The organism is Massilia sp. W12 (assembly GCF_037300705.1).
Lineage (GTDB): Bacteria > Pseudomonadota > Gammaproteobacteria > Burkholderiales > Burkholderiaceae_D > JACPVY01.
The window spans coordinates 1,375,249-1,399,342 of sequence record NZ_CP147776.1; the positions used below are offsets into that span (position 1 = coordinate 1,375,249).

At 58.9% G+C, this 24,094-nt stretch carries 14 protein-coding genes; 6 read left to right on the plus strand and 8 right to left on the minus strand.

Annotation, left to right across the window (positions count from 1 at the left end; all coding sequences use genetic code 11):
* Positions 1-11 precede the first annotated feature (11 nt).
* The 6 genes from V8J88_RS05660 (at position 12) to V8J88_RS05685 (ending at position 6,938) form a co-directional block, all read left to right on the plus strand.
* The gene (locus V8J88_RS05660; RefSeq protein WP_338848337.1) at positions 12-1,013 is read left to right on the plus strand and encodes a sugar ABC transporter permease; all 1,002 of its coding nucleotides are present in this window, start codon (positions 12-14) and stop codon (positions 1,011-1,013) included.
* Positions 1,006-1,854 (plus strand): carbohydrate ABC transporter permease, encoded by an 849-nt coding sequence (locus tag V8J88_RS05665; protein ID WP_338848339.1) that lies wholly within the window; start codon positions 1,006-1,008, stop codon positions 1,852-1,854. Before V8J88_RS05660 ends, V8J88_RS05665 begins: the two co-directional genes overlap by 8 nt.
* Before the next feature lie 48 nt (positions 1,855-1,902).
* A complete protein-coding gene (locus V8J88_RS05670) occupies positions 1,903-3,306 on the plus strand; it encodes a GH1 family beta-glucosidase (protein WP_338848341.1) in 1,404 nt (467 codons plus the stop codon).
* Positions 3,307-3,346: 40 nt separating this feature from the next.
* Complete coding sequence (gene ugpC / locus V8J88_RS05675; RefSeq protein ID WP_338848342.1) at positions 3,347-4,468, plus strand: sn-glycerol-3-phosphate ABC transporter ATP-binding protein UgpC; 1,122 nt, start codon at positions 3,347-3,349, stop codon at positions 4,466-4,468.
* A 266-nt stretch (positions 4,469-4,734) separates the two neighbouring features.
* Positions 4,735-5,880, plus strand: a complete 1,146-nt coding sequence (locus V8J88_RS05680) for a porin (RefSeq protein WP_338848343.1) — start codon at positions 4,735-4,737, stop codon at positions 5,878-5,880.
* A gap of 155 nt (positions 5,881-6,035) precedes the next feature.
* On the plus strand, positions 6,036-6,938 hold the full coding sequence (locus V8J88_RS05685; RefSeq protein WP_338848345.1) for an AraC family transcriptional regulator: 903 nt from the start codon (positions 6,036-6,038) through the stop codon (positions 6,936-6,938).
* Between the two features lie 310 nt (positions 6,939-7,248).
* Here V8J88_RS05685 and V8J88_RS05690 read toward each other — a convergent pair whose 3' ends face one another.
* The 8 genes from V8J88_RS05690 to V8J88_RS05725 form a co-directional block, all read right to left on the minus strand.
* Entirely contained in the window at positions 7,249-7,434 is a 186-nt protein-coding gene (locus V8J88_RS05690) for a hypothetical protein (protein ID WP_338848346.1), read from the minus strand.
* Between the two features lie 148 nt (positions 7,435-7,582).
* A complete protein-coding gene (locus tag V8J88_RS05695; RefSeq protein ID WP_338848347.1) occupies positions 7,583-10,342 on the minus strand; it encodes a glycoside hydrolase family 64 protein in 2,760 nt (919 codons plus the stop codon).
* A 415-nt stretch (positions 10,343-10,757) separates the two neighbouring features.
* The gene (gene ptuB / locus V8J88_RS05700) at positions 10,758-11,477 is read right to left on the minus strand and encodes a retron Ec78 anti-phage system effector HNH endonuclease PtuB (protein ID WP_338848348.1); all 720 of its coding nucleotides are present in this window, start codon (positions 11,475-11,477) and stop codon (positions 10,758-10,760) included.
* Positions 11,470-13,935: an AAA family ATPase gene (locus V8J88_RS05705; protein ID WP_338848349.1), complete on the minus strand. Its 2,466-nt coding sequence runs from the start codon at positions 13,933-13,935 to the stop codon at positions 11,470-11,472. Before V8J88_RS05705 ends, ptuB begins: the two co-directional genes overlap by 8 nt.
* Positions 13,936-14,002: 67 nt before the next feature.
* Complete coding sequence (locus V8J88_RS05710) at positions 14,003-14,773, minus strand: 4'-phosphopantetheinyl transferase superfamily protein (protein ID WP_338848351.1); 771 nt, start codon at positions 14,771-14,773, stop codon at positions 14,003-14,005.
* Between the two features lie 8 nt (positions 14,774-14,781).
* Positions 14,782-15,534 carry an alpha/beta fold hydrolase gene (locus tag V8J88_RS05715; protein WP_338848352.1) on the minus strand — a complete coding sequence of 251 codons (753 nt, stop codon included), beginning with the start codon at positions 15,532-15,534 and terminating at the stop codon, positions 14,782-14,784.
* 13 nt (positions 15,535-15,547) lie between these two features.
* Positions 15,548-16,834: a hypothetical protein gene (locus V8J88_RS05720; protein WP_338848353.1), complete on the minus strand. Its 1,287-nt coding sequence runs from the start codon at positions 16,832-16,834 to the stop codon at positions 15,548-15,550.
* The gene (locus V8J88_RS05725; RefSeq protein ID WP_338848354.1) at positions 16,831-24,087 is read right to left on the minus strand and encodes a beta-ketoacyl synthase N-terminal-like domain-containing protein; all 7,257 of its coding nucleotides are present in this window, start codon (positions 24,085-24,087) and stop codon (positions 16,831-16,833) included. Before V8J88_RS05725 ends, V8J88_RS05720 begins: the two co-directional genes overlap by 4 nt.
* Between the last annotated feature and the right edge of the window lie 7 nt (positions 24,088-24,094).

The window sequence follows — 24,094 nt, forward strand, 5'->3', positions numbered from 1 at the left end:
CGGAGGAAAACATGATGAAGATCGAAGCCGGCCGCATGCCGGCTGTGAGTCAAAACCAGCGCAAGGTGCAATGGCAGCGCTGGCAGCGCCGCGCCGCACCCTGGATGTTTTTGACGCCATTTGTTGTGCTGTTTTTGTGTTTTGGCGTCTTTCCCATTCTGTTTTCGCTGTTTTTATCGTTCCACTCCTGGAACCCGGCGGATGGCTGGGCCGGCATGAAATTTGTCGGCCTGGAGAATTTCAGTTTTGCGCTGGGCGATGAATGGTTTTGGAAATCGCTCTGGAATACTGCGTTGCTGGCGCTGTTATCCGGTTTGCCGCAGCATCTGGTGGCGATTCCGCTGGCGTATTTTTTGCACACCTCATTCAAGCGCAGCCGTAATCTGGTGGTGGGCGCCTATTTTGTGCCGTATATCACGTCCACCGTGGCGGTGACGCTGATGTTTACCGCGCTGTTTTCAACCGATTTCGGGGTAATCAATGCGGCCTTGCTGTGGCTGGCCAAATTACCGCTTGTGGGCGGCCTGTTTCCAGTCGAGGCGGTGGATTGGATCGGCAAACCGGCGTTTATTCAACCGGCGGTGGCGTTTATCGTGTTTTGGCGTTTTGTCGGTTTTAACACGGTGTTATATCTGGCGGCTTTGCAAACCATTCCAAAAGAATTGTATGAAGCGGCGGAAATGGATGGGGCCGGCAAATGGCAGCAATTCTGGCATATCACCTTGCCCTTATTGCGTCCGATGATGTTTTTCGGCGCCACCTTATCGGTCATCGGCGGCTTGCAGTTATTCGATGAGCCGTTTGTGCTGACCGGCGGGCGCGGCGGCGCGGATCAGGCGGTGCTGACCACTGCCATGTATATGTTCCGCTCGGCCTTTGAGTTTGGCGAATATGGCGCAGCCAGCGCGATTTCCTGGCTCTTATTTGTGATTATCGCTTTGCTCTCCTGGCTGACGCATAAAATCTTCGGCCAGCATGATGAAGCAGCGGAAAAAGGAGAGCAGCATGCATAAGGCGCATTCCATCAAGCGTGCGCGGCAACATCGCGCCATCATGGCGTATGCCCTGGTCGGCATTGGCGCGCTGTTTATGCTGACGCCGTTTTATTTTATGTTTGTGTTTGCCGGCCATACCAGAAGCGAGATTTTCCAAATGCCGCCGCCTTTATGGTTTGGCGGGCATTTTCTGGAAAATATGGATTTACTGCTGGAGCGGATTCCATTTTGGCGCAATGTGGCTAACAGCCTGTATGTGGGCTTGATGAGCACTGCCTTGACTCTGCTGTTTTGCGCGATGGGCGGTTATGCCTTCGCCATGTATGAATTCAAATACAAAAAAGCGGTGTTCGCCCTGGTAATGTCAACCATGTTGCTGCCGCAATTTCTGGGTTTGATTCCGACTTTTATGATCATGGATTTTCTGGGCTGGCTGGATCAACCGCGCGCTTTATATCTGCCCGGCGCGGCCAGCGCGTTCGGCATCTTTTTAATGCGCCAGTACATCGGCTCGGCGATTCCGAAAGAAATTATTGAGGCGGCGCGCATGGATGGCTGCGGCGAATTCCGCATCTTCTTTTCCATCGTGCTGCCCCTGATCGGGCCGGCTTTGAGCACGCTCGGATTAATCGCCTTTATCGGTTCCTGGAATAACTTTGTCGGCCCGCTGGTGGTTATGCAAAGCGTGGAAAACTACACCTTGCCGCTGGCCCTGCGCAGTCTGCAAAGTCCGGTGAATACGCCTTGGGGCGCGGTGATGGCCGGCTCTGCGGTGGCGGTGCTGCCGTTGCTGGTTTTGTTCGCGCTTTCTTCGCGCCGTTTAATCGATGGCTTGACCGCCGGCGCCGTCAAATCCTGATTTACTCATTATCTGCATACACGGCGCGTGAGCGCCGGGGGAGAACTCATGCCTGAAATTTGTCAAACCGGTGCGCCGGAAGCGCTGGCCGGCAGCGTTGCCGATCTGCCCAACGATTTCCCCGCCGACTTTATCTGGGGCTTGGCCACCAGCGCCTATCAAATCGAGGGTGCGACTGAGCTGGATGGACGCGGCCCCTGTATTTGGGACACCTTTGCAAGCAAGCCCGGAGCCATCGCCGATGGCAGCAGCGGCGCGGTGGCGTGCGAGCATTACCAGCGCTTGGACAGCGATCTGGATTTGCTGCAAGCCTGTGGCGCGCGCGCCTACCGCTTTTCGATTGCCTGGCCGCGTGTGCAGCCGGATGGCAAGGGGGCGTGGAACGAAGCCGGCTGGGCGTTTTACCAGCGTTTGCTGGATGGTTTGGCCAAGCGCGGCATCCAAGCCCATCTCACCCTGTATCACTGGGATTTGCCGCAAGCATTGCAAGATGAGGGCGGTTGGGCGGCGCGCAGCACGGCGCAGTATTTTGCCGCGTATGCAGCCCAAGCCGGGCGCCGTTTCGGTGCGCAAGTGGCTTCCATCGCCACCTTGAATGAACCCTGGGTGGTGGCCACGCTGGGACATGAATCGGGTATTTTCGCGCCCGGAATCAAAGATCGCGCCATCGCCATGCAAGTCGCACACAATTTGCTGCTGGCGCATGGTTTGGCGCTGCAGGCTTTACGCGCCCAGGGCGGGCCGGCCTTGCTTGGGATTGTGCTCAATCAAGCCCCGGTGCAGCCTGCCAGCGACACACTGGCCGACCGCGCCAAGGCGCAGCTGGAAGACGGTTTGCTGGTGCGCTGGTATATGGATGCGCTGTTCAAGGGCGCTTATCCGGCGGATGTGCTCGAACATCTGGGACAGGATGCGCCGCATACCGAAGCCGGCGATATGGCCTTGATCAGCGCGCCGCTGGATTTTCTGGGCTTGAATTACTACACCCGCAATCTGGTCAGCGCGCAGCAAGCCGGCGCGCCCGATTCGAGCGGCAGCCGGCGCGCCGCCCAGTATGAGGTGACGGACATGGGCTGGGAAGTCTATCCGCAGGGTTTGCATACGCTGCTATTGCGTCTTGCCCGCGACTGGGACACGCCGCCCTTGTATGTCACGGAAAACGGCGCGGCCTATGCCGATGTGCTGCAGCAGGGCAGGGTGCACGATGTCGAGCGTTGCCGCTATCTGCAAATGCATATCGGCGCGATGCGCCAGGCGATGCAGGACGGGGCCGATGTGCGCGCCTATTTCGCCTGGAGCTGGATGGACAATTTTGAATGGGCCTTCGGCTACAGCAAGCGTTTTGGCCTGGTGTATGTGGATTACGCCAGCCAGCAGCGCTATCTGAAAGACAGCGCATATTGGTATCGCGATTGGATCATGGCGCAGCATCAGGCCGCGCTTGCCGCATGATGCCGGCGGCGCGCCTTATTCGGGACAGCAGGAGAAAGCAATGAGCAATGTGCATTTACGCGGAATTCAAAAAAGTTATGGCGCCACGCAGGTTATTTCCGGCATAGATCTGGAGATTGCGGATGGTGAATTTGTGGTCTTTGTCGGCCCCTCAGGCTGCGGCAAATCGTCCATGCTGCGCATGATTGCCGGCCTGGAAGAAATCAGCGATGGCGATTTATTGATCGGCGGACAGCGCGCCAATGATCTGGCGCCGATTGAGCGCGGCGCGGCCATGGTGTTTCAAAACTACGCCCTGTATCCGCATATGACGGTGGCGCAGAACATGGGTTTTGCGCTGAAAATCGCCGGCAGCCCGGCCGGCGAGGTTGAGGCAGCGGTGCAGCGCGCCGCCAAAATCCTGCGCATCGGGCATTTGCTGCAGCGCAAGCCCAAGGCGCTCTCGGGCGGCGAGCGGCAACGCGTGGCGATCGGGCGCGCGATTGTGCGCAAGCCGCGTGTGTTTTTATTTGATGAACCGCTGTCCAATCTGGACGCCGCCTTGCGCGTGCAAATGCGGCTGGAGCTGACCCGCTTGCATCGCGAATTGGGCGCCACCATGATTTATGTCACGCATGACCAGGTGGAGGCGATGACCATGGGTGAGCGGATTGTGGTGTTCAATCATGGCCGCATTGAGCAGTCCGGCAGCCCGCTGGAATTGTATAAGCAGCCGGCGAATTTGTTTGTGGCCGGTTTTCTGGGCAGCCCGAAAATGAATTTCCTGCCTTGCCGCGCACTCTCGTTTGTGCCGCAGAAAAACGATGGCGCAGCTTTGCCGCCGGGCGTGCGAGAGGTGCATATGCAGTTTGGCGGCGGCGCGGATCTGGTCTTGCCGCTGGCGCTGGAGCGCAGCCATCTGGGGCTGGATGTCACTCTGGGCGTGCGCGCGGAACATTTGCAGCTTGGCGCAGTGGGGCAGGGCTTGCCCGGCACGGTGGATTTATGCGAGCACCTGGGGGATGTCATGCTGGTCTGGGTGCAACTCAGCGGTATGCCGCAGCCGATTGCGGTCAAGCTGCCCGGCAATGCGCCGCCGCCGGCCCCCGGGACGCAGCTTGGCGTGCTGCCCGATCCGGCGCATTGCCATGTGTTTGACAAGCAGGGCGTTGCATTGCGGTAAGTGTTTGGCTCCTTGCTTCAAGGCGCACTCTTTTCATCTCCTCCTTGACCCAAGGGCGGATTTTGGGCGGCTTTCACAGCCGCCCTTTTTTTCATTCTGAACCACATTTCCGCCAGAAAAATGGCAAAAAACATTTGACTTTAGAGGGTGTGCTCAGTATTATGAAAGCGCTTTCAAGAGAAAGCGCTTTCATAAGAAAACAGATTTCAAGAATTCATGCGCTGACATGAATTCATTACCTGAACCAATGCGAAGATGAGGACAGCATGTTGAAACGATTCACTCTGGCGGCGTTCATCGCTGCAAGTCTGGCGCCACTCGCCGCACAAGCCGGCAAACTGGGCGACATTGATTTGAGCGGTTATGTCTTACTTGAAACCTGGGTGGACCGCCACGATTTGCGCGGCAAGACTGCGCTGCCGGCCAATCAACCCTATGCATTTGTGTTGCACAATCTGGAGCTGGGCGGGGAAAAGGAAATTGGCGGCGGGCAAAAAGTTTCCTGGCGTTTGGGACACCGCAACCGCAACGGCAATCTGGGCAATAGCGGCGCCACCGGCTCGCGCGAAGCCTGGCTCGGCATTGAAGGCGAATATGGCGCGGTCAAAGTGGGCCGTTTTTTGACCAAAGCCTGGCAGGTGCTGGATTATCCTTACGGCTCAGCGGCCTGGCAGGCTGAACCGCTGGCCGAAACCGGCGCGGCGGATTGGGTCACGGTGAAAGCGATCCGCTACACCGCGCCGCGCATGGGCGGGCTGGAGCTGGAAGCCACCTATGACACCGGCAATCAGAGCAATTCAGCGCGCGCGGCCCTGTTTGAAGGCTTTGCCCGTTATAGCAGCGGCCCGCTGACATTTGACTTTATCGCTCAGCGCAAGGTGAATGCGCCGCTGCAAGTCGGGGTCGGCGATTTCGGCGGCAGCGATGGCGGGCCGGATGTGAAAGACGGCAATCGCCAGGGCATCTGGTTTGCCGGCATGCGCTGGCAGATGGGCGGCGGCTTTGAATTGCTGGCGGCGTATAAGCGCAATTACTGGCACGCCGACGGCGGCGCCGGCGATTTGCCGCAATGGGGCGGACGGCCCGCCACCAGTGGCGTGGATCTGCATAACTCGCGCATTTTGCTGGGTTTGAATTACCAGACCGGTAAATACAGCTGGAATGGCGCGATTCAGCGCGTTACCGAGGGACACGACAGCGTGCGCGGCAATCTGGATGACGGGGCCTGGGTGATCGGCGGCCGCGTGGTGTATGCGGTGAAAGATGGCGTGTTCCTGTATGCCGGCGTGCGGCATCACCGCTTCAGCGGCAAGCACACTCCGCTTGACGCCTTCCCCTGGCAAGTGCAGGGCGATGGTTCGATCGCCAAGGCCAACACCCGCATCGGCGTAGGCGCGCAAGTGATGTTTTAAGACTGGCCGGCTTGCGCCATCCGTCGCAGCAGTTTGACAATTGACGCCGGCAAGCCGGCGTCATCCATTTTCGCCCTGCCGATTTCCGCGCTGATTCACTGACCCCGGCAGACTGCTGGCCGCAGGGCTACAATGCAATCGAAGCGGGAGGGGAGATGGACGAGCGGCAAGCCGGGCCAGGGCGGCCAACACACCCTGGCGCATATTACGCCACACGTATGGCCAGAGTCCTGGCCTATATTGATCAGCATTTAACCCAGCCTTTGGAGCTGGCCGAACTGGCCGCGCTGGTGGCGTTTTCCCCATTTCATTTTCATCGTGTGTTTTTGGATTGGCAGGGCGAGACGCCGCAGGCCTACATCCGCCGCGCGCGCATGACGCGCGCCGCCGCATTATTGCAATATGCGCCGCAATCACCGATTCGGGAGGTGGCCTTGCTGAGCGGTTTTACTTCGCCCGAATCTTTCGTGCGCGCCTTCCGCAGTTTTTTCGATGTCACCCCCTCCAGCTGGCGCAAAAGCGGGCTGCACAGCGCGCCGGCGCAGCGCTTGCCGCCGCTGCAGGATGCCGCCTGCGCGGCGCGGGTGCGCTTATGTTATTTGCCGCGCATGCAGGTGGCGTATCAACGCAAAATCGGCCCCTATGGCGAAGACGAGGCGCGCGTCTGGGCGCGTCTGGCTGAGTTGCTGCGTGAAGCTGGCGTCGGGCTGGATGGCGCTTGCGCCATGGGGATCGGGCTGGATGATCCGCGCTTAACCCCGCCTTCACATTGCCGCTTTGACGCCTGCGTTGAAATCCCCGCCAGCCTGCGCCTGCCGGCGCATATTCCGGTGAAATGGATAGACGCCGGCATGTATGCGCATCTGCCGCTGCAGCCGGCAGAAATCATGCGGCATGCGGATAAAGAAGCGTATTGGCGCTGGCTGTTTGAATGCTGGTTGCCGGCCTCCCGCTTTGATATCAACAGCCATCCCTGTTTTGAGCTGTATCCCGGCGGGATCGCCCAGGCTTGCGGCGGGGTGGGGGAGTTGTGTTTGCCGGTAAAAAAGGGGCGTTGATGGGCGCATGTCGCGCCGGCTTGTGTTACATCAAGCCTGACGCAGCAAATCCTGCTTTGCCTCACACTCAGCGCCTGCGCCACCGTGGCGGGATACTTACCCATGCTTTGCATATTGCGTGCAATTTGCAGCTGCTTGGCGCGCATGCCTTTCTCTCCTCCCTTGGCCTCACCGGTTTGCCTGGCCAATTGCAACATGCCGCGCTGATCCTGGATCTGCATTTCACGCCCTTCCTGCGCCAAGGTGCGTGGAATGCTTTGCAAACGCTTGGCAAAGCGCAGGAAATACATTCATTGATCCAGCAGATTGTCTAGCCCGGCTTCGTCTTTGGCGTCACCGGGGCCAGATACGGATTCTGAATCCGCACCTGCTGGATGCGAAAGGGCGGCGCCAAACCCGGCACGGCATTCAAGAAAGACAGCAAAATAGCCTGGTTTTCCGGGCAGCCGGAAATTTTCGTGAAGGCATAGCCAGTCAGCGGATTGAGAAATGGCATGGCGTGCTGCGCAAAAAATCGGATAGCGCGATGATGCCACCATTCAAAACAGGAAAAAAAGTGAAGCGGGGAGGGTTTTTGCGCAGAATCTTGCGCCGCAGACCGCCCATTGCAGGCAGTCTGCGGCTTCAGTTATGGCGCAGGGGGCTTACCAGCCTATCGTAACCGTCGCCGTGGTCGGGTAAGGCGTATGCAGTGAAGAGCTGTGGCCCCACACATCGTCATACGCAAAACCGTAACTCAAGCGATTGATCGAATAATCGTGGAAGAATTTGGCGAACCAGTTATAAGGCCGGCTGGCCGGGTAATAACTGTTCCAATCACTCCACTTGTGCGGCAGCTCGACAATGCCCCGGTTCAAGGCGGCGCACATCTGCGCCTGGATTTGCAATTGCTTGTCGCGCGCCGGCACATTGCCCTGCGTGCCGGAGGCGTCGTCCAGCACGCCATTGCCCAGCATCGCCATAGCGGTAGTCGGCTTTTTGCGGATGTAATACTTGCCCAGACCATCGCTGAATTCAAAGCTGTCGCCCACCACCTTGCCGTTGAATGTCCCTTGCAAATTGGTGAAGGTCAGGGTTTCGCTGCGGTATTTATCCCACACCCAGTCGATGTACTGATCCATATAGTGCGCATACGGGCCGCCGTCGTTAAAGGTGGCGTGCGCCGGGGCCATGATGCGATACGGTGCGAACGGCGGCAGGGCCAGGCCTTTGAATTCGGTCGGCGCATCAGAGGCAAAGCGCATGAACAGATTATCGCGCCGCTCGGTTTCGCCCACCGTCTGGTCATAGCCATCCATGCCCTGTAAACGTAAGCGCAGCGGGAAGCCGAATTGATCGACGCGCGTGGTGTTGCCGAAGAAGCCCAGATTCGGCACGATGGCCATTTCAGCAAAATCGAAAATCACATCAATATTCGGATCATCCGGGTTTTCGATGTTGGCGCCGGCATACGCCAGTTTGCCATTCACATCGGTATTCACCCAGATATACATCGGACTGCCGACCGAAATCATCAGGCGCGCCGAATTGATCGGCGGAATCGTCACCTGCTTGGCGTCGGCTAAGGTATGGAAGTAATTCGCATACGGTTTGCCGTTTTTCATCAACGCGCCATTGTCGCGCAAGCTCATCGGAATCAAACGTCCCTGCAAATCGACATGCACGAATTCATCGGTGTTCCAATCTTTGCCGATGATGGCCCAGTAAATCTGATTGTCGGCCCACTTGCCGCAGGTGTCATTCACCAGTTTGAAGGTGGTCATCTTATTCCACTGGCAATCCGCGCCGCTGCAGCTGGCCGGCGGATTCGGTTCCGGCGCCGGCGCCGGGTTGGCGCAGGCCGGGGTCGGTTTGACGCAAGCGCCGTTGACCAGCACATCCGGCGGCGTGCACACCGGCGGAATCTGGCATACGCCATTGATCAAGACTTGCGGCGGGGTGCAGGTCGGCGGCATGGGCACGGTGTATTCATAATTCGGACTGTCTTGCGCAGCCGGATTGCCATTTTTGCCGCCATACGTGAAGAAATACCTGAGCTGTGCGCCGCCGGCCACCGGATAGATTTTTTGCTCATAGCGCGCGGCTTGCGGATTGTATTGCATGGTCAAATCGCGCTGCGGATCATTATTGCGCTTGTAATGCACAATCTCCATATCAATCGCCGGATTGTTCGGCTTGAACCAGATCACCGCTTGATTGCCAGCCACTTCCACCCCCTGGTTGTAGCCGGGGACGGGCGTTGGCGTCGGTGTTGGCGTCGGCGTAGGCGTTGGTGTCGGTGTCGGTGTCGGCGTCGGTGTCGGAGATGGCGTGGGGCTGGGGGACGGCGTGGTTGCGCCGCCGATTTGCGCGCTTTGCCATGGGCTGTCATGTGCGCCTGAAGCATCGCTCCAGGTGTAGAAATAGCGCACATTCGATCCTGCCGGCGCATCCACTTGCGCTTCCCAGGCGGCGCGCTGGGCATTCCAGTTCATACGCAGATTTTGTTGCGCGCCTTGATTCACCTGGTAATGAATGTCCACCCACTGCACGCCATTGCCCTTGACCCACAGATAATGTTTGCCATCGACTGCCAGCAAGCCGGCTTGCGGCAAGCCCGGCGTCGGCGTCGGCGTAGGCGTTGGCGTAGGCGTTGGCGTGGGTGTCGGGCTGGGCGTGGGCGACGGGCTGGGTGTGGGCGTCGAGGAGCCGTCGCGCACGGTATGCGTGGTGGTCGGCGAATCATGCGAACCGCGCGCGTCATTCCAGGTGAAGGACAGGCTGACGCTGTCGCCCGGTTTGACCGATACCGGCTGCTCAAACAAGGTCGAGCCGGCTTGCCCGCCCATGCGCAGGTTTTGTTGCGCGCCGCCATTGATGCGGTAATGCACATCCACCCAATTGCTTTGATTCAGCGGGCGGAAACTGATCACGCCCTGATTATTGCCCTGGTAAATCACTGCATCCACATATTCCAGCGTCGGCAGGGGCGGCGGCGTCGGCGTCGGGCTGGGCGTCGGCGTCGGACTGGGTGACATGCCTAAAATCTGGAACGGGCTGTCATAGGCCGATGCGCCATTGTTATAAGTCCAGGCCGCATTCACCACCGAGCCGGGAGTGTAGGGAATCGTGAATTCAAAGCGGCTGCCATTTTGCCGCATCGTCACATTTTGCTGTGCGCCGCTGTTGATGATGTAGTGCGCATTCACCCAGGATGTGGAGACTTGCGATTTAAACCAAATGGTGGCGGTATTGCCGCCCCAGTATTCGAGGCCGCTGCTGAAATCCGCTGCGAATGCGGATGGTATGGCCCAACACAGGGCCGCAAACAGGGCAGTTTTGCCTGCCGACAGACGTTTTGACATGGTGTCTTCCTTTTCCTTGCTGGAAATACAGGATTTGTTCTCTTGTTGTGGGTGTTTCATCAGGATTGCTGTCTTTACATGCAATCATGGAAACGGCGCCAGTTTACATGTCGAAGATGGAACCAGACTTAGCCGGGCTTGCGCTTAAATACTGCAGCGTGGAGTAACGCTCAGCCTGCGCTTTTGTTGTGGGAGCTACTTCAGTCGCGAATCAGGTCATCAGATTGACCGGCTGTGGCGCACGATGTTGTGGCCTGGTCTTGGGTGGCGGGACAGTGTAAGGCTGGCAGCGCTGGCAAGCGGCAGTCCTGCGGATACCTTGGGAGGGGCTTCGGGCTTGCGCCCGCATGCGTTTATCTGAGTTGCGCCAGCCCCGGCATGGCGCCGTGATCCAATTCACATTGCCAACAGGCTGCCGCTTCCAGCATACATGGAGTGTTTTCGAAGCAAGCTTGGATGTTGCTGCAGCGGGAGTTTATTCCAACTTGTCAGGCCCGACATGACAAGTTACAACAAGCGCGTGCCGAATTGCGGTTGCAAAAGGCAAGGAGATGGTTTGTTGCAGTAATTTTTTTAACTCTTCACGCTTTTGGGCATCGGCTTCAGCTGCAGAATATAGGCCCTCTTGTTGCAGCACATCTATTTCCTGCAGTATCTCGTCCAGGCTTTTCCACCAGCCGCTTATTGCTTTCATTCTTTTTGCGCGCAAAGGACTGCCTGCACAATCCAAATTGAAAACCCGAATAGTCTCCTGGGCCTTGTGTCGCAGCTCCTGCGGCAGTCCGGGTTTGGGATGGATCTCGCCGGATGTCAGAAATTGCAAAAAATCATCCGTATCATCCTGATCCGGTTTGATCAAGTCTTCGCAACGCCAATTCTTAGCGCTGTTGTCTTTATGCTTTCCACAGCAGTACGGATCGTTGCATGAGCCAAACAAATTGGCCCATGCAAATCTGAGTTCGCGCCGCGCTTGCTGGCCGTTGCGCGGGTAAAAATGTTCAATGTGGCGCTTGTTTTCTGCAAGCTCAGACTCGCAATATGCACACAATTTTTCCTGCATGGCGTCCAGTGCAGACCAGATGGCTTTTTTATCCTCTCCCTGTGCCACATCCCAATCCAGATTGGCATTTTTTTTCTGCGCACGGCGCAGTCGTGCTAAGGCTTCTGGCTCAGGGGAACGTGTTAATTTACGCATTTGCACTTCCTGTGCGCATGGCGGCGTTGCGTTGCTTGAATTCAAACAGACGGATCAAGCGCTCACATTCAATCATTTCTTCATGCATCGCGCCAAAATGTGCAATCAATTTTGTGCGTAAGGTAAGCGCCTCCGCCTGATGGTGTTGTCCTCGTTCAATCATGGCGCGATACGCAAGCAAATCTTGCAGCGGGGGCGTATCAGGAATCGGGTTGATATGCATCACATGGGCAAGAACCGAAGACGGGTCGGCGCCTTCAGTTTGCCAATCGGGCTCCTGTGCCGTACATACGCCTTCTGGAGTGGTTTCAATGATGCGAATGCACTCTTTGGGCACACAGCTCAGGATTTGCGGGCTGTGTGTAGTCACAATGAATTGCATTTTTGGAAATGCGATGCGCAGCTGTTGCACCACGTTTTGTTGCCATTGCGGATGCAGATGCATGTCGAGCTCATCAATTAACACCACGCCGGAAGATATGCGCACGGACTCTTTGCCGAGATGAGGATTGAGTTTGACGCAGCGCCAAGCCAGGTCGCCGACCAGGGCCAGCATGCCGCGTATGCCGTCGCTGAGTTGGGTGACTTTTAAAGTCCCATAGTCATCATGCCGCATCACCAGCGAACGTTCGAGTTCAATGCTGAAATCCAGACTGTGCCAACCGCATGCCGGGCGCAGAACTGTGTCGATAGCCTCGCGCACGGCAGACAGCATCGGCCCCCATTTGCTGCTGCTCATCAATTCTTCTGCGCTGGCCTTATTGCGCACAATGTCTTCATTACGCCATTCACACAGCCAGGTGAACCATGCAATGAATTGGCTGAAATCTTTGTTTTCCTCCAGTGCGTCACGGTATGCATACAGCCTGAAATACTGTTCGTTGCCTATAGCCTGCCGGGATGAGGCAGGAGACTGTCCCCACAATCGGGCTGTGCCGTAGTTGGCGATCACCGGCAGGTTTACCGTCAGGTCGCTGGATTGGCGCAGCTTTTCTTGCAATAGAACGCCATATTTCTGCAAATCGTTGTGCGCGCTGGCATCCACTATTGGCGCTTGCTTATCGTCCGCGCGTTCATGATCGCGGCTTATGCGCCATTCGCAGTTGGCGGCGCCGGTCAGCAGCCTGACTTCCACTTCACAGGGCAGATCGCGCCGCAGGCCACCATAATCGTCCCGGCGTAAGCGGATATCGTCTTGCCGTAAAGTCGGCCCAGGCATATTCGCCAAATCAAAACGGGACAAGAAATCTTGCAAACACAAGCGCAGTGCGTGCAAAAGATTACTTTTGCCACTGCCATTGGGCGCAATCAAGACCGTAAAACCCGGGTGTAAATTGAGTTCTGCTTGTCTGGCTTGACGGAAATTGTGCAGCTGTAACGACTCGATTTGAATCTTGGCATTGTGTGTGATGTGCGCCGCAGCTTGAAGAACGGCAGTCTGAACGGAAGCGCCGGAGAGGTTGATGACTTTGCTTGTTGGAATTCTGCGTGGCAAATCAAACTGCCATACACCCTCGTCCGCATGTTGCGCTATCGGATGCGTAATCCAACCATGATTGAAGCGGAATAAATGTGCCGCGCATTTCTGCCCATCAGGATTTATTTCAACCAAATTCATGCCGAATTCATCTGCTGTCGCCGCGCCAAGCGCCCCGGCCCCAATCCGCACATGGTTCGTCGATGCTTCGATCCAGCTGTTGTTCATATGCCCAAACAGCCAGAAATCAAAATCGGAAGCAATGCGCACAGTGGCGTGCTCGCGGTCTGCCTCGCACAGCCAGTCCAACGGATGATGGATTAAACCGATGCGCACATCCACATCCTGCAATTTTGCAACTGCATGGTTGAATTGCCATTCTGCTCCTAACCATAGATCGCGCTCGTCTTCGTCGCCAGCGCAAGACCAGGCGGAATTGAACCCCGCCACGCCGAGTTTTACGCCGTCAATCTCAAGCTTGCATTCGTAGATGCAGCGTCCTTCTGGATCGCGCTGATGTGGTAAAAAATCCGCGATGAAGTCAGCGTAAGATCGCAAGCGCTTCATGGCGTTTTGAAAGGGTGCGGGTTTTTGCTCCAGTCGCTGATTAATGCGCGCGACATGTTGCCGCGAGTCTTGCGCCAACATGCGCAATGCGCTCTGCGCATCTTCATCCACTTTATTGCGGTCAATATCATGATTGCCCGGCACAAGAAACAAGCGCTCTTTATCCAGCTGGCACAGCGATAGCAGTTCTGTCAAAAACTCCCTGGCCTGCGCATACTGTTCGGCCATAGAGTGAGCCTGAGTTGCGCCAAATACAATATCGCCGGTGCAAAAAATCAAATCCGGGCGCGGCAGCTTGCCACTTTCAAAACGCTTTTGCAAAAAACTCAGCAACTCACGGCGGGGACGTGCGTCGCGCCAATTGTTTTTCGCATGAAAATGAATATCCGACAAATGCAGCCAGCTAAGCGCCATGGCAAACCGCCTGAAATGTGAGTTGCATGAGACTTGGATTGTAGCATTGCGCTCACCACACAAGCCCTCACCCCAACACCCGCGCCACCCCCAACACCCCATCCCCCTCAACCCGCCACTGCCACAACGCCACCTGCCGCTGCATCCCTTCCAGCTGCACCGTTTGCACGGCGCCATCCACAAAAGATTCCGCTTGCAGCACGATGCGTTTCGGCGAGAACAGGAAGCCGCAGCCCAGCGCTTTAGCGACCGCCTCTTTGCCGCACCACAAGCGCAAGAAAGCCTGGCTGACGGCGCTGTCCGGCAGGGCGTGCAGGTGGGCCAGCTCTTGCGCGTGGCAAAAGCCTTGCGCCAATTGACGCAGTTCCGCTGCGCTGACTTGCTGTGGAAATTCAATGTCCACGCCCAACCCGCCGCAGGGCTTGAATGCGGCTGTGCCGGCAGGCGCGGCAGGTGGGCCCAGGACGAGGGCGAAATGGCCATGCGCATGACTGAGATTCCAGGCCGGGGCAGCCTGTCCCGCCGGGCCGGGCAGGGCATAGGGTTTGTGTTGCGCGCTGAAAGCCAGCCGCACTTGCTCAGGCTGGCAAGCCAGTTCGCGCGCCAGCAGCCAGCGCAGCCAGGCGTGGCCGCACAGATATTCCGTGCGTCGCGCGGCGCTTTTGATGCGCGCCAGCGCGGCCTTTTCCTCTTCCTGCAGCCAGTCGCTGTCTTGCGCCAGCGCGGCCAGCGCTTGCAAATCGGCCTGCTGCGCCAGATACAGGCGCAGCCCGTCCACCTCGCGCCAAACCTGCCGGGCCGGGCCGGGCAGGGCTTGCAACTCAGCGTCGCCAGACATGCGCGGTTTTACGCCCAGCTCAAAGTCGAAGACGGCAGCTTATGCGCGCTGATGTGCGGGCTTAAACTCTGGCTGATGATGCGGCAAATCGCTTCTTGCTGTTCATTGATGAAAAAATGCCCGCCGGGGAAGTCGTGGATGGCGAAAGTGGCGCTGGTGTAGCGCTCCCATTCCAGCGCTTCTTCACGCTTGACCAGCACATCCTGGTTGCTGGCGAAAAACACAATATCCGCCGGCGTGATATGGATAGGCAGGCTTTGCCGGTACAGCTCAATGATGCGGTAATCATTGCGCAAAATCGGCAAAAACGCTTGCAGCAGACTTTTCATCTGGAAAAAATCGACCGGCGTGCCGCCCAGTTTTTTGATTTCATCCAAAAAGCTCTCATCGTCGAGTAAATGCAAATTGCGCTGCGGGTAGGCATAGTGGGGCGGATTGCGGCCCGATAAAAACATCGCTTGCGGCGCCGGCAAACCGGCTGCAGCGGCGGCTTTCACCAGCTCATAACACAGGGTGGCGCCCATGCTGTGGCCATACACCGCCCAGTTTTGTTCAGCACCCAAGGCGGCTTCCAACTGCCGCAGTAAATCGGTCACCGCCATTTCCAGACTGGCGGCAAACGGTTCCGCCATGCGCCGGCCATGGCCGGGCAATTCGAGCGCGTGCACCTTGATAGTGGCCGGCAACAAACGCGACCAGCGGCCATAAGTGGCGGCGGCCGAGCCGCCGGCATAGGACACGCCAAACAGATGAATAGACATAGGCCGTCCTTCCTTAAAAACCGATTTTCAGACTGAGTTCAGCATACCATTTATAAGGCACGCTGCCGAATTCACTATTTGCGCGACCATACGGAAACAGGGTGCGCAGGGTGATTTCCGAACGGTCCCAATAATTCGAGATGAAGGCCAGTGAATTCATGCCGGAATGGTCAGCCAGATTGCGCAGGCTGGCCACTTCCACGTTAAAGGTGTCCGTCAGACGCGAGCTGCCTTCCGTCAGCGGGCCTTTGCTGATTGACAGATTGAAATAGTTACGCTGACTGCGCCCGAATGACAATTGATTCAGCCAGGGCTTGGAGAGCGTGGCGCGCAAGGTGGTTTTTTCCGCCAGGGCGTCAATCACCTGTCCCAGCTGCGGTTTGGAAAGCGCATCGCCGATGTGATACAGCTCGCCCAGGATCAACACATTGCCATCCGCCTGATAACTCGCACCCAGCAGCCAGGAATGATAGCGGCCCGGCGCGCCGGCTGCGCCGACTGCCGGATACTGCGTTACGCTGCCATCCGCGTTTGCCAATACGCCTTGTTGCAAGGCCGGGAAGCGTGAACGTGTGTGCATGGCCCAGCCGCCAAACAACACCAGGCCGCTTAACTTCGGGTGCAGGATCTGTTCTGCATCGATGGAATACGAGGCCCCCACCGCATTGCCGGTGCTGGGGCCGTGGTAGGCGATAAAATCCAGATCCAACCCGGATTTCCAGGCCGGCGAGTATTTCACCCCGACACTGTCGAGCCGTCCGCGTTCGCGCCGCACCAGGGCGGTCACGGCGTAATCCGGGCGCACCCAGTCAAATGAGAGCGCCGGCACGCCGACCTTGGCCACATCCAGGCCGCTCGGATCAATCGGCGGATTGATCAAATCTGTCGGCACATAAATAAAGCCGCGTCCCCATAACACACGCTGTTTGCCGACCCGCATCTTGAGCGAGGAACTCAGATCCACTGACAGATTGAATTGATTCACCCGGCCCTTGTCCTGGCCGTAGGGGCGGAAGTCGTATTGCCCATCCCATACCAGGGTGTATTTGCCCGGCGAAGTCACTTTTAACACGCTTTGCACTTTGCGGCTGACTTGTGAAGTGGATGTGCCGGAGCCTTCATAGCCATACACGGAATCCGGGTTATACGCCTGCCAGCCGAGCAGGGAGGAGACGTGACCGCTGACTTTCCAGCCATCGTTGCCCCCTTGCGCGGCCTCATCCGCAGCAGGGGGCGCGCTTTGCGCCCAGGCCAGATTGATGCAGGCAGCCCCGAACAGGGCGCTGAGTGTGCGTTTCATTTACATGCCTCCAAAGTTTCAGCCGCAGGAAGCGGTGTGTTATGTGCCGTGGCGGCGGCAGCCGGCGCTGCGGGCGCGGCAGCTTGAAAGTCTTGCTGCGGCAAGAGTTTGTGCGCTTGCTCATCAAACACGCGCCAGAGCTTTTGCATATCCGGCTCAAAGCTGCAGAAAATATCAAAATGGATATTCCGCTCGACCACCGAGACCACCGCATACAGACTGGCGTAGCCGGTTTTTTTCTCGGTTTCTTCAATCTGGCGGCTCGAAAACTCAACGATTTTTTGATATTCCTCCTCGGCCTTGCCGACATAGTTCAGCAAAATCATGGGGTCAGTGCGGTGCAGCTTTTTCGGGTCTTGGGTTTTCAGCACATCCCACCACTGCATGCGCATTTTCCAGTTCAAGAGCATGTTCATGAAACTGACGTTATAGCGGTTGACGCAGCGCACTTTGCGCTGGATGCCATCGAGCATGCGCGCCGGGTCTTCCGGTGTGACTTTCACCAGCAAAGGCAAGACGTCAATGAACAGGCCCATGGTGTCAAAGTAAGACAGATCCTGGTATTGGCGGCCCTGATACAAGAGCTTGAGCGGTACGCTGTCAATCTCCAGATACTGGCCAAGCGCACAACACAGCAACATCAGGGTCAATTCCCAGGCGGCGTCATCGTCATTCGCCAGCCGGTATTGCGCCAGATCCAGGGTGTAACGCATTTTGGCGACGCGCGGCTGGCGGTTGGCGGCGATGCGCGCCTCGACCACATGTTTGACCCGCTCATATTCTTTCAATTCAAACAGATCAATCAGCTGCTCTTTGCTGATGCCTTGCGGGCCACGGTTGAGTTGATCCAGATAATGGCGGAAGCTCTTTACTTCTTCCATCTCGGCCTGACTGCCGGAGAGCAGCACGCGGTAGCGGTTTAACAATTGGCGGCGCAAGACCTGGCCGCTCATATTGTCAAAAATCGAGTGATCCAGATTGAACAGCAGGGTGTGGCGGCGGCGGTCAAAACGCAGCAGGCTGACGCGGAACATGACCCCGCCGCCAACGTCCAGATCGACCTGGTTTTCCGCTTGCATCAGCGCTTCGCACAGCCGCAATTGGGCCGGCGGCGTGAAGCCGCTCAAATCAATCAGCGGCAAGGGCAGCAGCGCTTGCGGGGCCGCGTGTTCTTCCCATTGCGCTGAGAGCAGGCTGTGGCGCGGCGTGCTGCGCAACAGACCTTGCACCCGCACGATGTCGGTGAAGGCGCGCCGCAACAGATCGACTTGCAATTCTTCATTGAAATCGATCAGATAAAAAGCGAAGCGGTTGTCTTCCTTCAAAAACATTTTCTGGAATGGCGACATGGGGTAGCGCGCTGCAATCGGCGCGCTGCAGATCTGCCGGTTCATCTCGCGCATCGCGCGCTGCACCAGGGCGATCTGGGCCGGCAGGAAATCCGCCGCTGCTTCCTCTTGCAGTTGCCAGGCTGACCAGGGGCTGTCCGGCTCGCTTTGCAATAAGGCCTGGGTGGCCGCCAGTTGCGACAGCGGCAGGATGCGGTGCGCTTGCAAATGCAGCGGCAGGCGCAGGCCGCGCAATTCGCGCTCCAGCATGGATTCTTGCGCCATCGCAGCGTCGCTGACAAACAGCAATTGCTGCGGCATGCCCTGAATCTGCACTTCCAGCGCCTGGCTTTCGCAGCCGCACACGCTGCGCAGATGCTGCTGCAGCCCAGCCCAGTCGCGCACCGCGCCGTGTTCGCTTTGCCGGTGCTCGTACAGATAGGCCGCCAAGGTGCGGATGGTGGGGCGGTTGAATACTTCATTCGACATCAGTTTGATGCCGTGCCGCTCCAGTTCGCCGGTCAGCTGGGCGACTTTGAGCGAGTCGCCGCCCAGTTCAAAGAAGTCGTCATCCGGGCGCACTTGCTCCAGGCCGAATAACTGGCCCCACACTTGTTGCAATAATTGCGCATACGCCTGCGCGCCTTCGAGCTGGGTGGCGGCGGCGCTTTCTTTGCGCACCGTGTGCGGTTTGGCCAGGGCGTACAGCGCTTGTTGCGCCGGGCGCAGGCAGACTTCCGCGCCGCCGGATTGCAGCGCATCCAGGGTTTCTTGCAGCAACTCGCCTTGCGGCAGTTCCGGCAGCCAGAGGCGGCGCCAATTCGCCGCGCCCAGATGGCTGCGCATGGCGGCGTCCAGCGCGCGTCCATGGCGCAATTTCACAATTGCATCGCCGCTGTGTGCGCCGCTGTGGCCAGGGGCCAGGGCGGCGCCAAAGCGCAAGCCGCTTTGCCCTTTGACCCACTGCAACAATGCCGCGCGCCAGCCCGGCAGCCAGTCGTGCGCTTGCTGACCGTCCAAGAGCTTGTCGCCAAACGCCTCAAAGCGCAGTTCGCCGTCAAACGGCGGCTGCTCCAGCAAGAGCAGGCCGTCAAGCGGCTGCGGCGGGGCCGGCAGGCGCCATTCGCCTTCAATATGCGCGCTTTCACGCGCCGGATTGTGCACGCTTTGCGCGATGATGATGCCGGTTTCCTGGCGCGCGCGTTGCAGCTCGCGCGGCGGATACACCAGCACATCGGTAAAGCCGGCGCGGCGCGCCACCCTTTCCCATTGGTCCAAGCCGATCAGCGGCGAGAGGGTGCGCTCGGCATCCTCAAAATGCCACCAGCCATCGGCCAGGCCCCAGACCAGATCGGCGTAACGCCGCATCACCGTGCGCTCCAGCAGGCACAGCAAGCCGCCATCTTTGAGCAGGCGGTGCAAATTCGGCACCGTGACATCCAGGTCGCGCGTGGCGTGCACCACGTTAAAAGCGAACACCAGATCAAAGCTGTGCAATTCCAAACCCTGTTCCGCCGGGTCGCGCGTGATGTCGAAATTGCCGAAGGTGAGGAAGTCGATATCCTGCTCCAGCGCGAATTCGCGCGCCTCGTGCAAAAAGGTTTTGCCGATGTCGGTGAAATAGTATTCGACCTGCCGCCCGCGCATCATGGGCGCAATGCGGCGCATGGTGAGGCCGAAGCCGCCGCCGGCTTCCAGAATGCGCAAGGGGCGTCCGCCGGCGGCGTCCAGAATCTGCCGGATCCAGTCTTCAAACACCACCCGCACCACGGCTTCTTCGAGTTCTTGAATCGAGCCTTGCGAGGCTTGGATCAGCATGCTGTTGCTGCCATCCGGATACAGCACTGAAATCGGCGAAATCTCTTCGCGCAGCGCTTCTTTGTAGTGGCGCACGCAATGCTCGACCAGACGCAAATTGCCGGGGAACATCGGGCTTTCCGCCACCACTTCCTGATATACCGTTTGATACGGGCGCAAAGCTTCGATGCCGCGCAAGACGCGGTAGTGTTCGCCATCGTGCTGGAGGATGCCGTCCTGGCTCAAAATCGCGAGGAAGTAATCGACATATTTTTGCATGCGCTCGGTGACGCCCAGCGCTTGCGCCAGATCCTGCCGGCTGAATTTATTGCCCGGCAGCAGCGGCAAACCATGCTGATGCACAAATTGCGCCACCAGAATGCCGCACGCCTCATCCACCAGATTGTGCGCCCGGCTGTAATCATGCAAGCCGTACTGGGACAGATCGCGCTCCAGGTACGGTTGCAGGAAATTGCGCAGGGCGGCGCCGTCCAGCGCCAGCGCGGAAGGGCTGCGATGCGGCAAGATCAGTTCGGCCGGCATGGGGTGTACGGTGGCCCCGCAGGCGGCGCTGATCTGCTGCGCCAGGCTGTGCAGCGTGGCGTGGCTGCGCTGGCGTTTTTCCAGCTCCGCCGCGCTGCCGTCCTGGCGCACCGGCAGGGGCAGCATCAGGCCCAGGGTTTTGCCGTGCAGACTGCGCGCCGCGCCTTGCGGCAAGTGTTGCGGCAGCAATTGGAACAGGCGGCGCACTGCGCCGTCATGGGCGGCCAGCAGCACATCGCGCGCATGGTCATTGAGCTCGTCTTCCATGATTTGCGCCAACTGCGGCAAGGCTTTTGCGCGCAGCAGGGCGCGGCCCGGCAGCACGGCGCGCAAATCGCAAGCCGGGCAGGCCACGCGCATGCGGCGCAGCCAGCCATCCAGATACAGGCTGGCGCTTTCATCCGCCTGTTCAAGCGGAATAAACAGTACGCATTTGAACATCTGCTGCGGGCATTCGGCGCGCAAACCATTCAGCATGCGCTGCACGCGGTCAGTAAACGCCTCCAGCGCGCCGCTTGGTTTGAGATCGGGGGCCAGCCAGACCACCAGTTCCGGCACGCCATCGACTTGCTTGAGATGGCGCAACAGGCGCCGGTAATCGGTGGCGCGGCTCAAATCGGCCTGGTGCAGACCGGCCCCGAAGGCGCGGAAAGCGGGGCCGGGACGCACCCAGTCCAGCCGCAAGCCTTTGACCTTGCCCAGGCCGGCATGCAGCGCTTTGTGCTCGCTGAAGCCAAGGCAGGGACGCACGCCAAGATTGTCTTCGGCAAACGGCTGGGCCGCGTTTTGCCATGTCGGGCAGGCCGCGCTGAAACTGGCCGCCGCCGGCGCGCTTTTCGGCGCGCTGCCGGCGCCGCTGTGTTTTTCCAGCAGGGTGTAGATATTGCCCCGGCCTACCGGGAAGCGGGTTGGCGCAAACGGGTAGAGCGGCAGCGTGAGGCGCTGGCGTTTTTGATTGGCGTACCAGGTTTTCCATTCAAAATGCAAACCCTGGGCCCAGATTTCACCCAGCGCGCGGGCGAAAAACTGCGCGTCGGAAAGCGGGCTTTTCGGGCCGGGGTGTAAAGCCACGCAGCGCGCTTGCCGCCCCGCCGGGGTGTTTTGCCGCATCAAAGAACACAGCACCGCGCCCGGCCCGGCTTCCACCATGGCCAGCTGCTCATCGGCCAGCAAAACTTGCGCGCCGGCGGCAAAGCGCACTGTGCCGCGCAGATGGCGGCAGTAATAATCCGGGTCTTGCGCCTGTTCCGGGGTGATCCAATCGCCGCTGACGTTGGACAGATAGGGCAGTTGCGGCGCTTTCAGCGGGATGCTGTTGAGCAGCGCGCGGAATTCTTCCAGCATCGGCTCCATCATGGCGGAATGGAAGGCGTGCGAAGTGTGCAGCGGCTTGCATTGAATGCCGGCGGCCTGCAATTGCGCCGCGCAGCTTTCCAGCGCGGCATGCGGCCCGGCCACGGTGCAGGCTTGCGGGCCGTTTTCCGCCGCCAGATCGACTCCTGGCGGCAGCAGCGCGCGCAGGGTGTCGGCGGCGGCGGAGACTGCCAGCATGCCGCCTTGCGGCATGCTTTGCATCAGGCGGCCACGCGCAATCACCAATTGCAAACCTTGTTCCAGGCTGAATACGCCGGCAATGCAGGCGGCCACATATTCGCCCAGACTGTGGCCGAGCATGGCGGCGATTTCCAGGCCCAGGCTCTGCAGCACGCGCGCGCTGGCGTATTCGACGATGAACAGGGCTGCTTGCGCAAATTCGGTGCGTTCGATCAATTCCTGCGCCTGCGCATCGTTTTCTTCCAGCAGCAGGCCGCGCAATTCCGGGCGTCCCAGGGTGGCGCAGATTTGCAGGCAGTTTTCGACTTCCTGCTTGAAGGCCGGCAGATTGGCGCTCAGGGTGCGCGCCATGCCGGGGTATTGCGTGCCCTGACCGGAAAACAGCAGGGCGCAGCGCAAGGGGGCCTGGCTGGCGGCGATCGGCTGGCTGCGGATCTGCGCATGCAGCGGCGGCGCTTCTGCTTCCGGCGGCAGCAAAGAGCAGGCGTGACGCAGCGCCGGCAGCAACTCGGCGCAATCGGAAAACGCGACTGAGGCGCGCAGACGCAGGCGGCGCCGGGTGTTCATGGTGTAGGCAAAATCGGCTGCCGCCGGCAATGTGCTTTGCCCTTCCAGCCAGCTCAGCAATTGGCGCTGCAACCTTTGCATGCCCTCTTCATCGTGGGCCGACAGGCACAGGGTATGCCAGCCCGGGGCCGGATCGGGGGCCGGCAGCGCCGGCGCTTCTTCCAGCAGCACATGGACATTGGTGCCGCCCACGCCGAATGAGCTGACGCCGGCGCGCAGCGGCCATTCGCCGTCGTCGCTTTGCGGGCGGCGCCAGGCCTGGCCTTCGCGCACCAGATAAAACGGACTGTTGGCGAAATCGATTTGCGGGTTGTAATCGTGAAAATTCAGGCTGGCCGGCAAATAGCGGTGGTGCAGCGCCAGCACCACTTTGGCAAAGCCGGCGATGCCGGCGGCGGCGTCGAGATGGCCGATGCTGGCTTTCAAGGCGCCGATGCCGCAAAAGCCGGTTTGTTTGCTGCGGAAGGCTTTTTTCAAGCCTTCGATTTCCACCGGGTCGCCGAGTGCGGTGGCGGTGCCGTGCGCCTCCACATAGCTGATGCTTTCCGCTTCGACTTCAGCCATTTTGATGGCGCGCCGGATCACTTCGGCTTGTCCCTCCACGCTGGGGGCGGTGTAGCCGACTTTGCGCGCGCCGTCATTATTGGCGCCGCTGCCGCGAATCACAGCCAGAATGCGGTCGCGGTCTTCCAGCGCGTCTTCCAGCGGTTTTAGCAGCACCGCCACCATGCCATTGCCTTCCACCGTGCCATTTGCATCGTCAGAGAAGGGGCGGCAGACGCCATCCGGCGACAAAATCATGCCCTGTTCATACACATACCCGTTTTTATAGGGCAGGGTCAGGCCGGAGCCGGCGGCAATCGCCATGCGGCAAGCCCCGGTCAGCAATTGGCGCACCGCCAGGTCAATCGCATACAGCGAGGTGGAGCAGGCGCAATGCAGGGTGATCGCCGGCCCGGTCAGATTCAGTTTGTAGGCGATGCGGGTGGCGAGAAAATCCTTGTCATTTAATTGAATCGCGGCAAATTGCGAAGCGCTGCCTTCGGCGCATTGCAAAATCGTGTCCAGTTCCCAGGTGAAATTATTCGAGGAGCCGATAAACAGACCGGTATTGCCCGGCTTGGCCGAATAACCGCCATCTTCCAGCGCGTGATACACGCATTGATGCAGGGCGCGCATTTGCGGGTCGAGCATGGCGGCGTCGGCGCGCGTGTATTCAAAAAAGCTGTGGTCGAAAAACTCCAGATTCGGGAACACGCCTTTGGTGGGCACAAAATTATTCCGCTTCAATAATTCCGGATGCACCCCGGCTTGCAGCAATTCATCGTGACTCAGGGTTGATAAGCCGGACTGGCCGGCCAGCAGATTTTGCCAAAAAGCCGGGATATCGGCAGCGCCGGGAAAAGCGCCGGCCATGCCGATCACGGCAATTTCCAATCCGGTGCGGGAGGTGTTAACTTTCATCGCTGTC

What these genes read in the sequence shown, in the direction of transcription:
- V8J88_RS05660 (WP_338848337.1), top strand. Translation starts at nt 12, where the DNA reads ATGATGAAGATCGAAGCCGGCCGCATGCCGGCTGTGAGTCAAAACCAG.
- V8J88_RS05665 (WP_338848339.1), top strand. Translation starts at nt 1,006, where the DNA reads ATGCATAAGGCGCATTCCATCAAGCGTGCGCGGCAACATCGCGCCATC.
- V8J88_RS05670 (WP_338848341.1), top strand. Translation starts at nt 1,903, where the DNA reads ATGCCTGAAATTTGTCAAACCGGTGCGCCGGAAGCGCTGGCCGGCAGC.
- ugpC (WP_338848342.1), top strand. Translation starts at nt 3,347, where the DNA reads ATGAGCAATGTGCATTTACGCGGAATTCAAAAAAGTTATGGCGCCACG.
- V8J88_RS05680 (WP_338848343.1), top strand. Translation starts at nt 4,735, where the DNA reads ATGTTGAAACGATTCACTCTGGCGGCGTTCATCGCTGCAAGTCTGGCG.
- V8J88_RS05685 (WP_338848345.1), top strand. Translation starts at nt 6,036, where the DNA reads ATGGACGAGCGGCAAGCCGGGCCAGGGCGGCCAACACACCCTGGCGCA.
- V8J88_RS05690 (WP_338848346.1), bottom strand. Translation starts at nt 7,434, where the DNA reads ATGCCATTTCTCAATCCGCTGACTGGCTATGCCTTCACGAAAATTTCC.
- V8J88_RS05695 (WP_338848347.1), bottom strand. Translation starts at nt 10,342, where the DNA reads ATGAAACACCCACAACAAGAGAACAAATCCTGTATTTCCAGCAAGGAA.
- ptuB (WP_338848348.1), bottom strand. Translation starts at nt 11,477, where the DNA reads ATGCGTAAATTAACACGTTCCCCTGAGCCAGAAGCCTTAGCACGACTG.
- V8J88_RS05705 (WP_338848349.1), bottom strand. Translation starts at nt 13,935, where the DNA reads ATGGCGCTTAGCTGGCTGCATTTGTCGGATATTCATTTTCATGCGAAA.
- V8J88_RS05710 (WP_338848351.1), bottom strand. Translation starts at nt 14,773, where the DNA reads ATGTCTGGCGACGCTGAGTTGCAAGCCCTGCCCGGCCCGGCCCGGCAG.
- V8J88_RS05715 (WP_338848352.1), bottom strand. Translation starts at nt 15,534, where the DNA reads ATGTCTATTCATCTGTTTGGCGTGTCCTATGCCGGCGGCTCGGCCGCC.
- V8J88_RS05720 (WP_338848353.1), bottom strand. Translation starts at nt 16,834, where the DNA reads ATGAAACGCACACTCAGCGCCCTGTTCGGGGCTGCCTGCATCAATCTG.
- V8J88_RS05725 (WP_338848354.1), bottom strand. Translation starts at nt 24,087, where the DNA reads ATGAAAGTTAACACCTCCCGCACCGGATTGGAAATTGCCGTGATCGGC.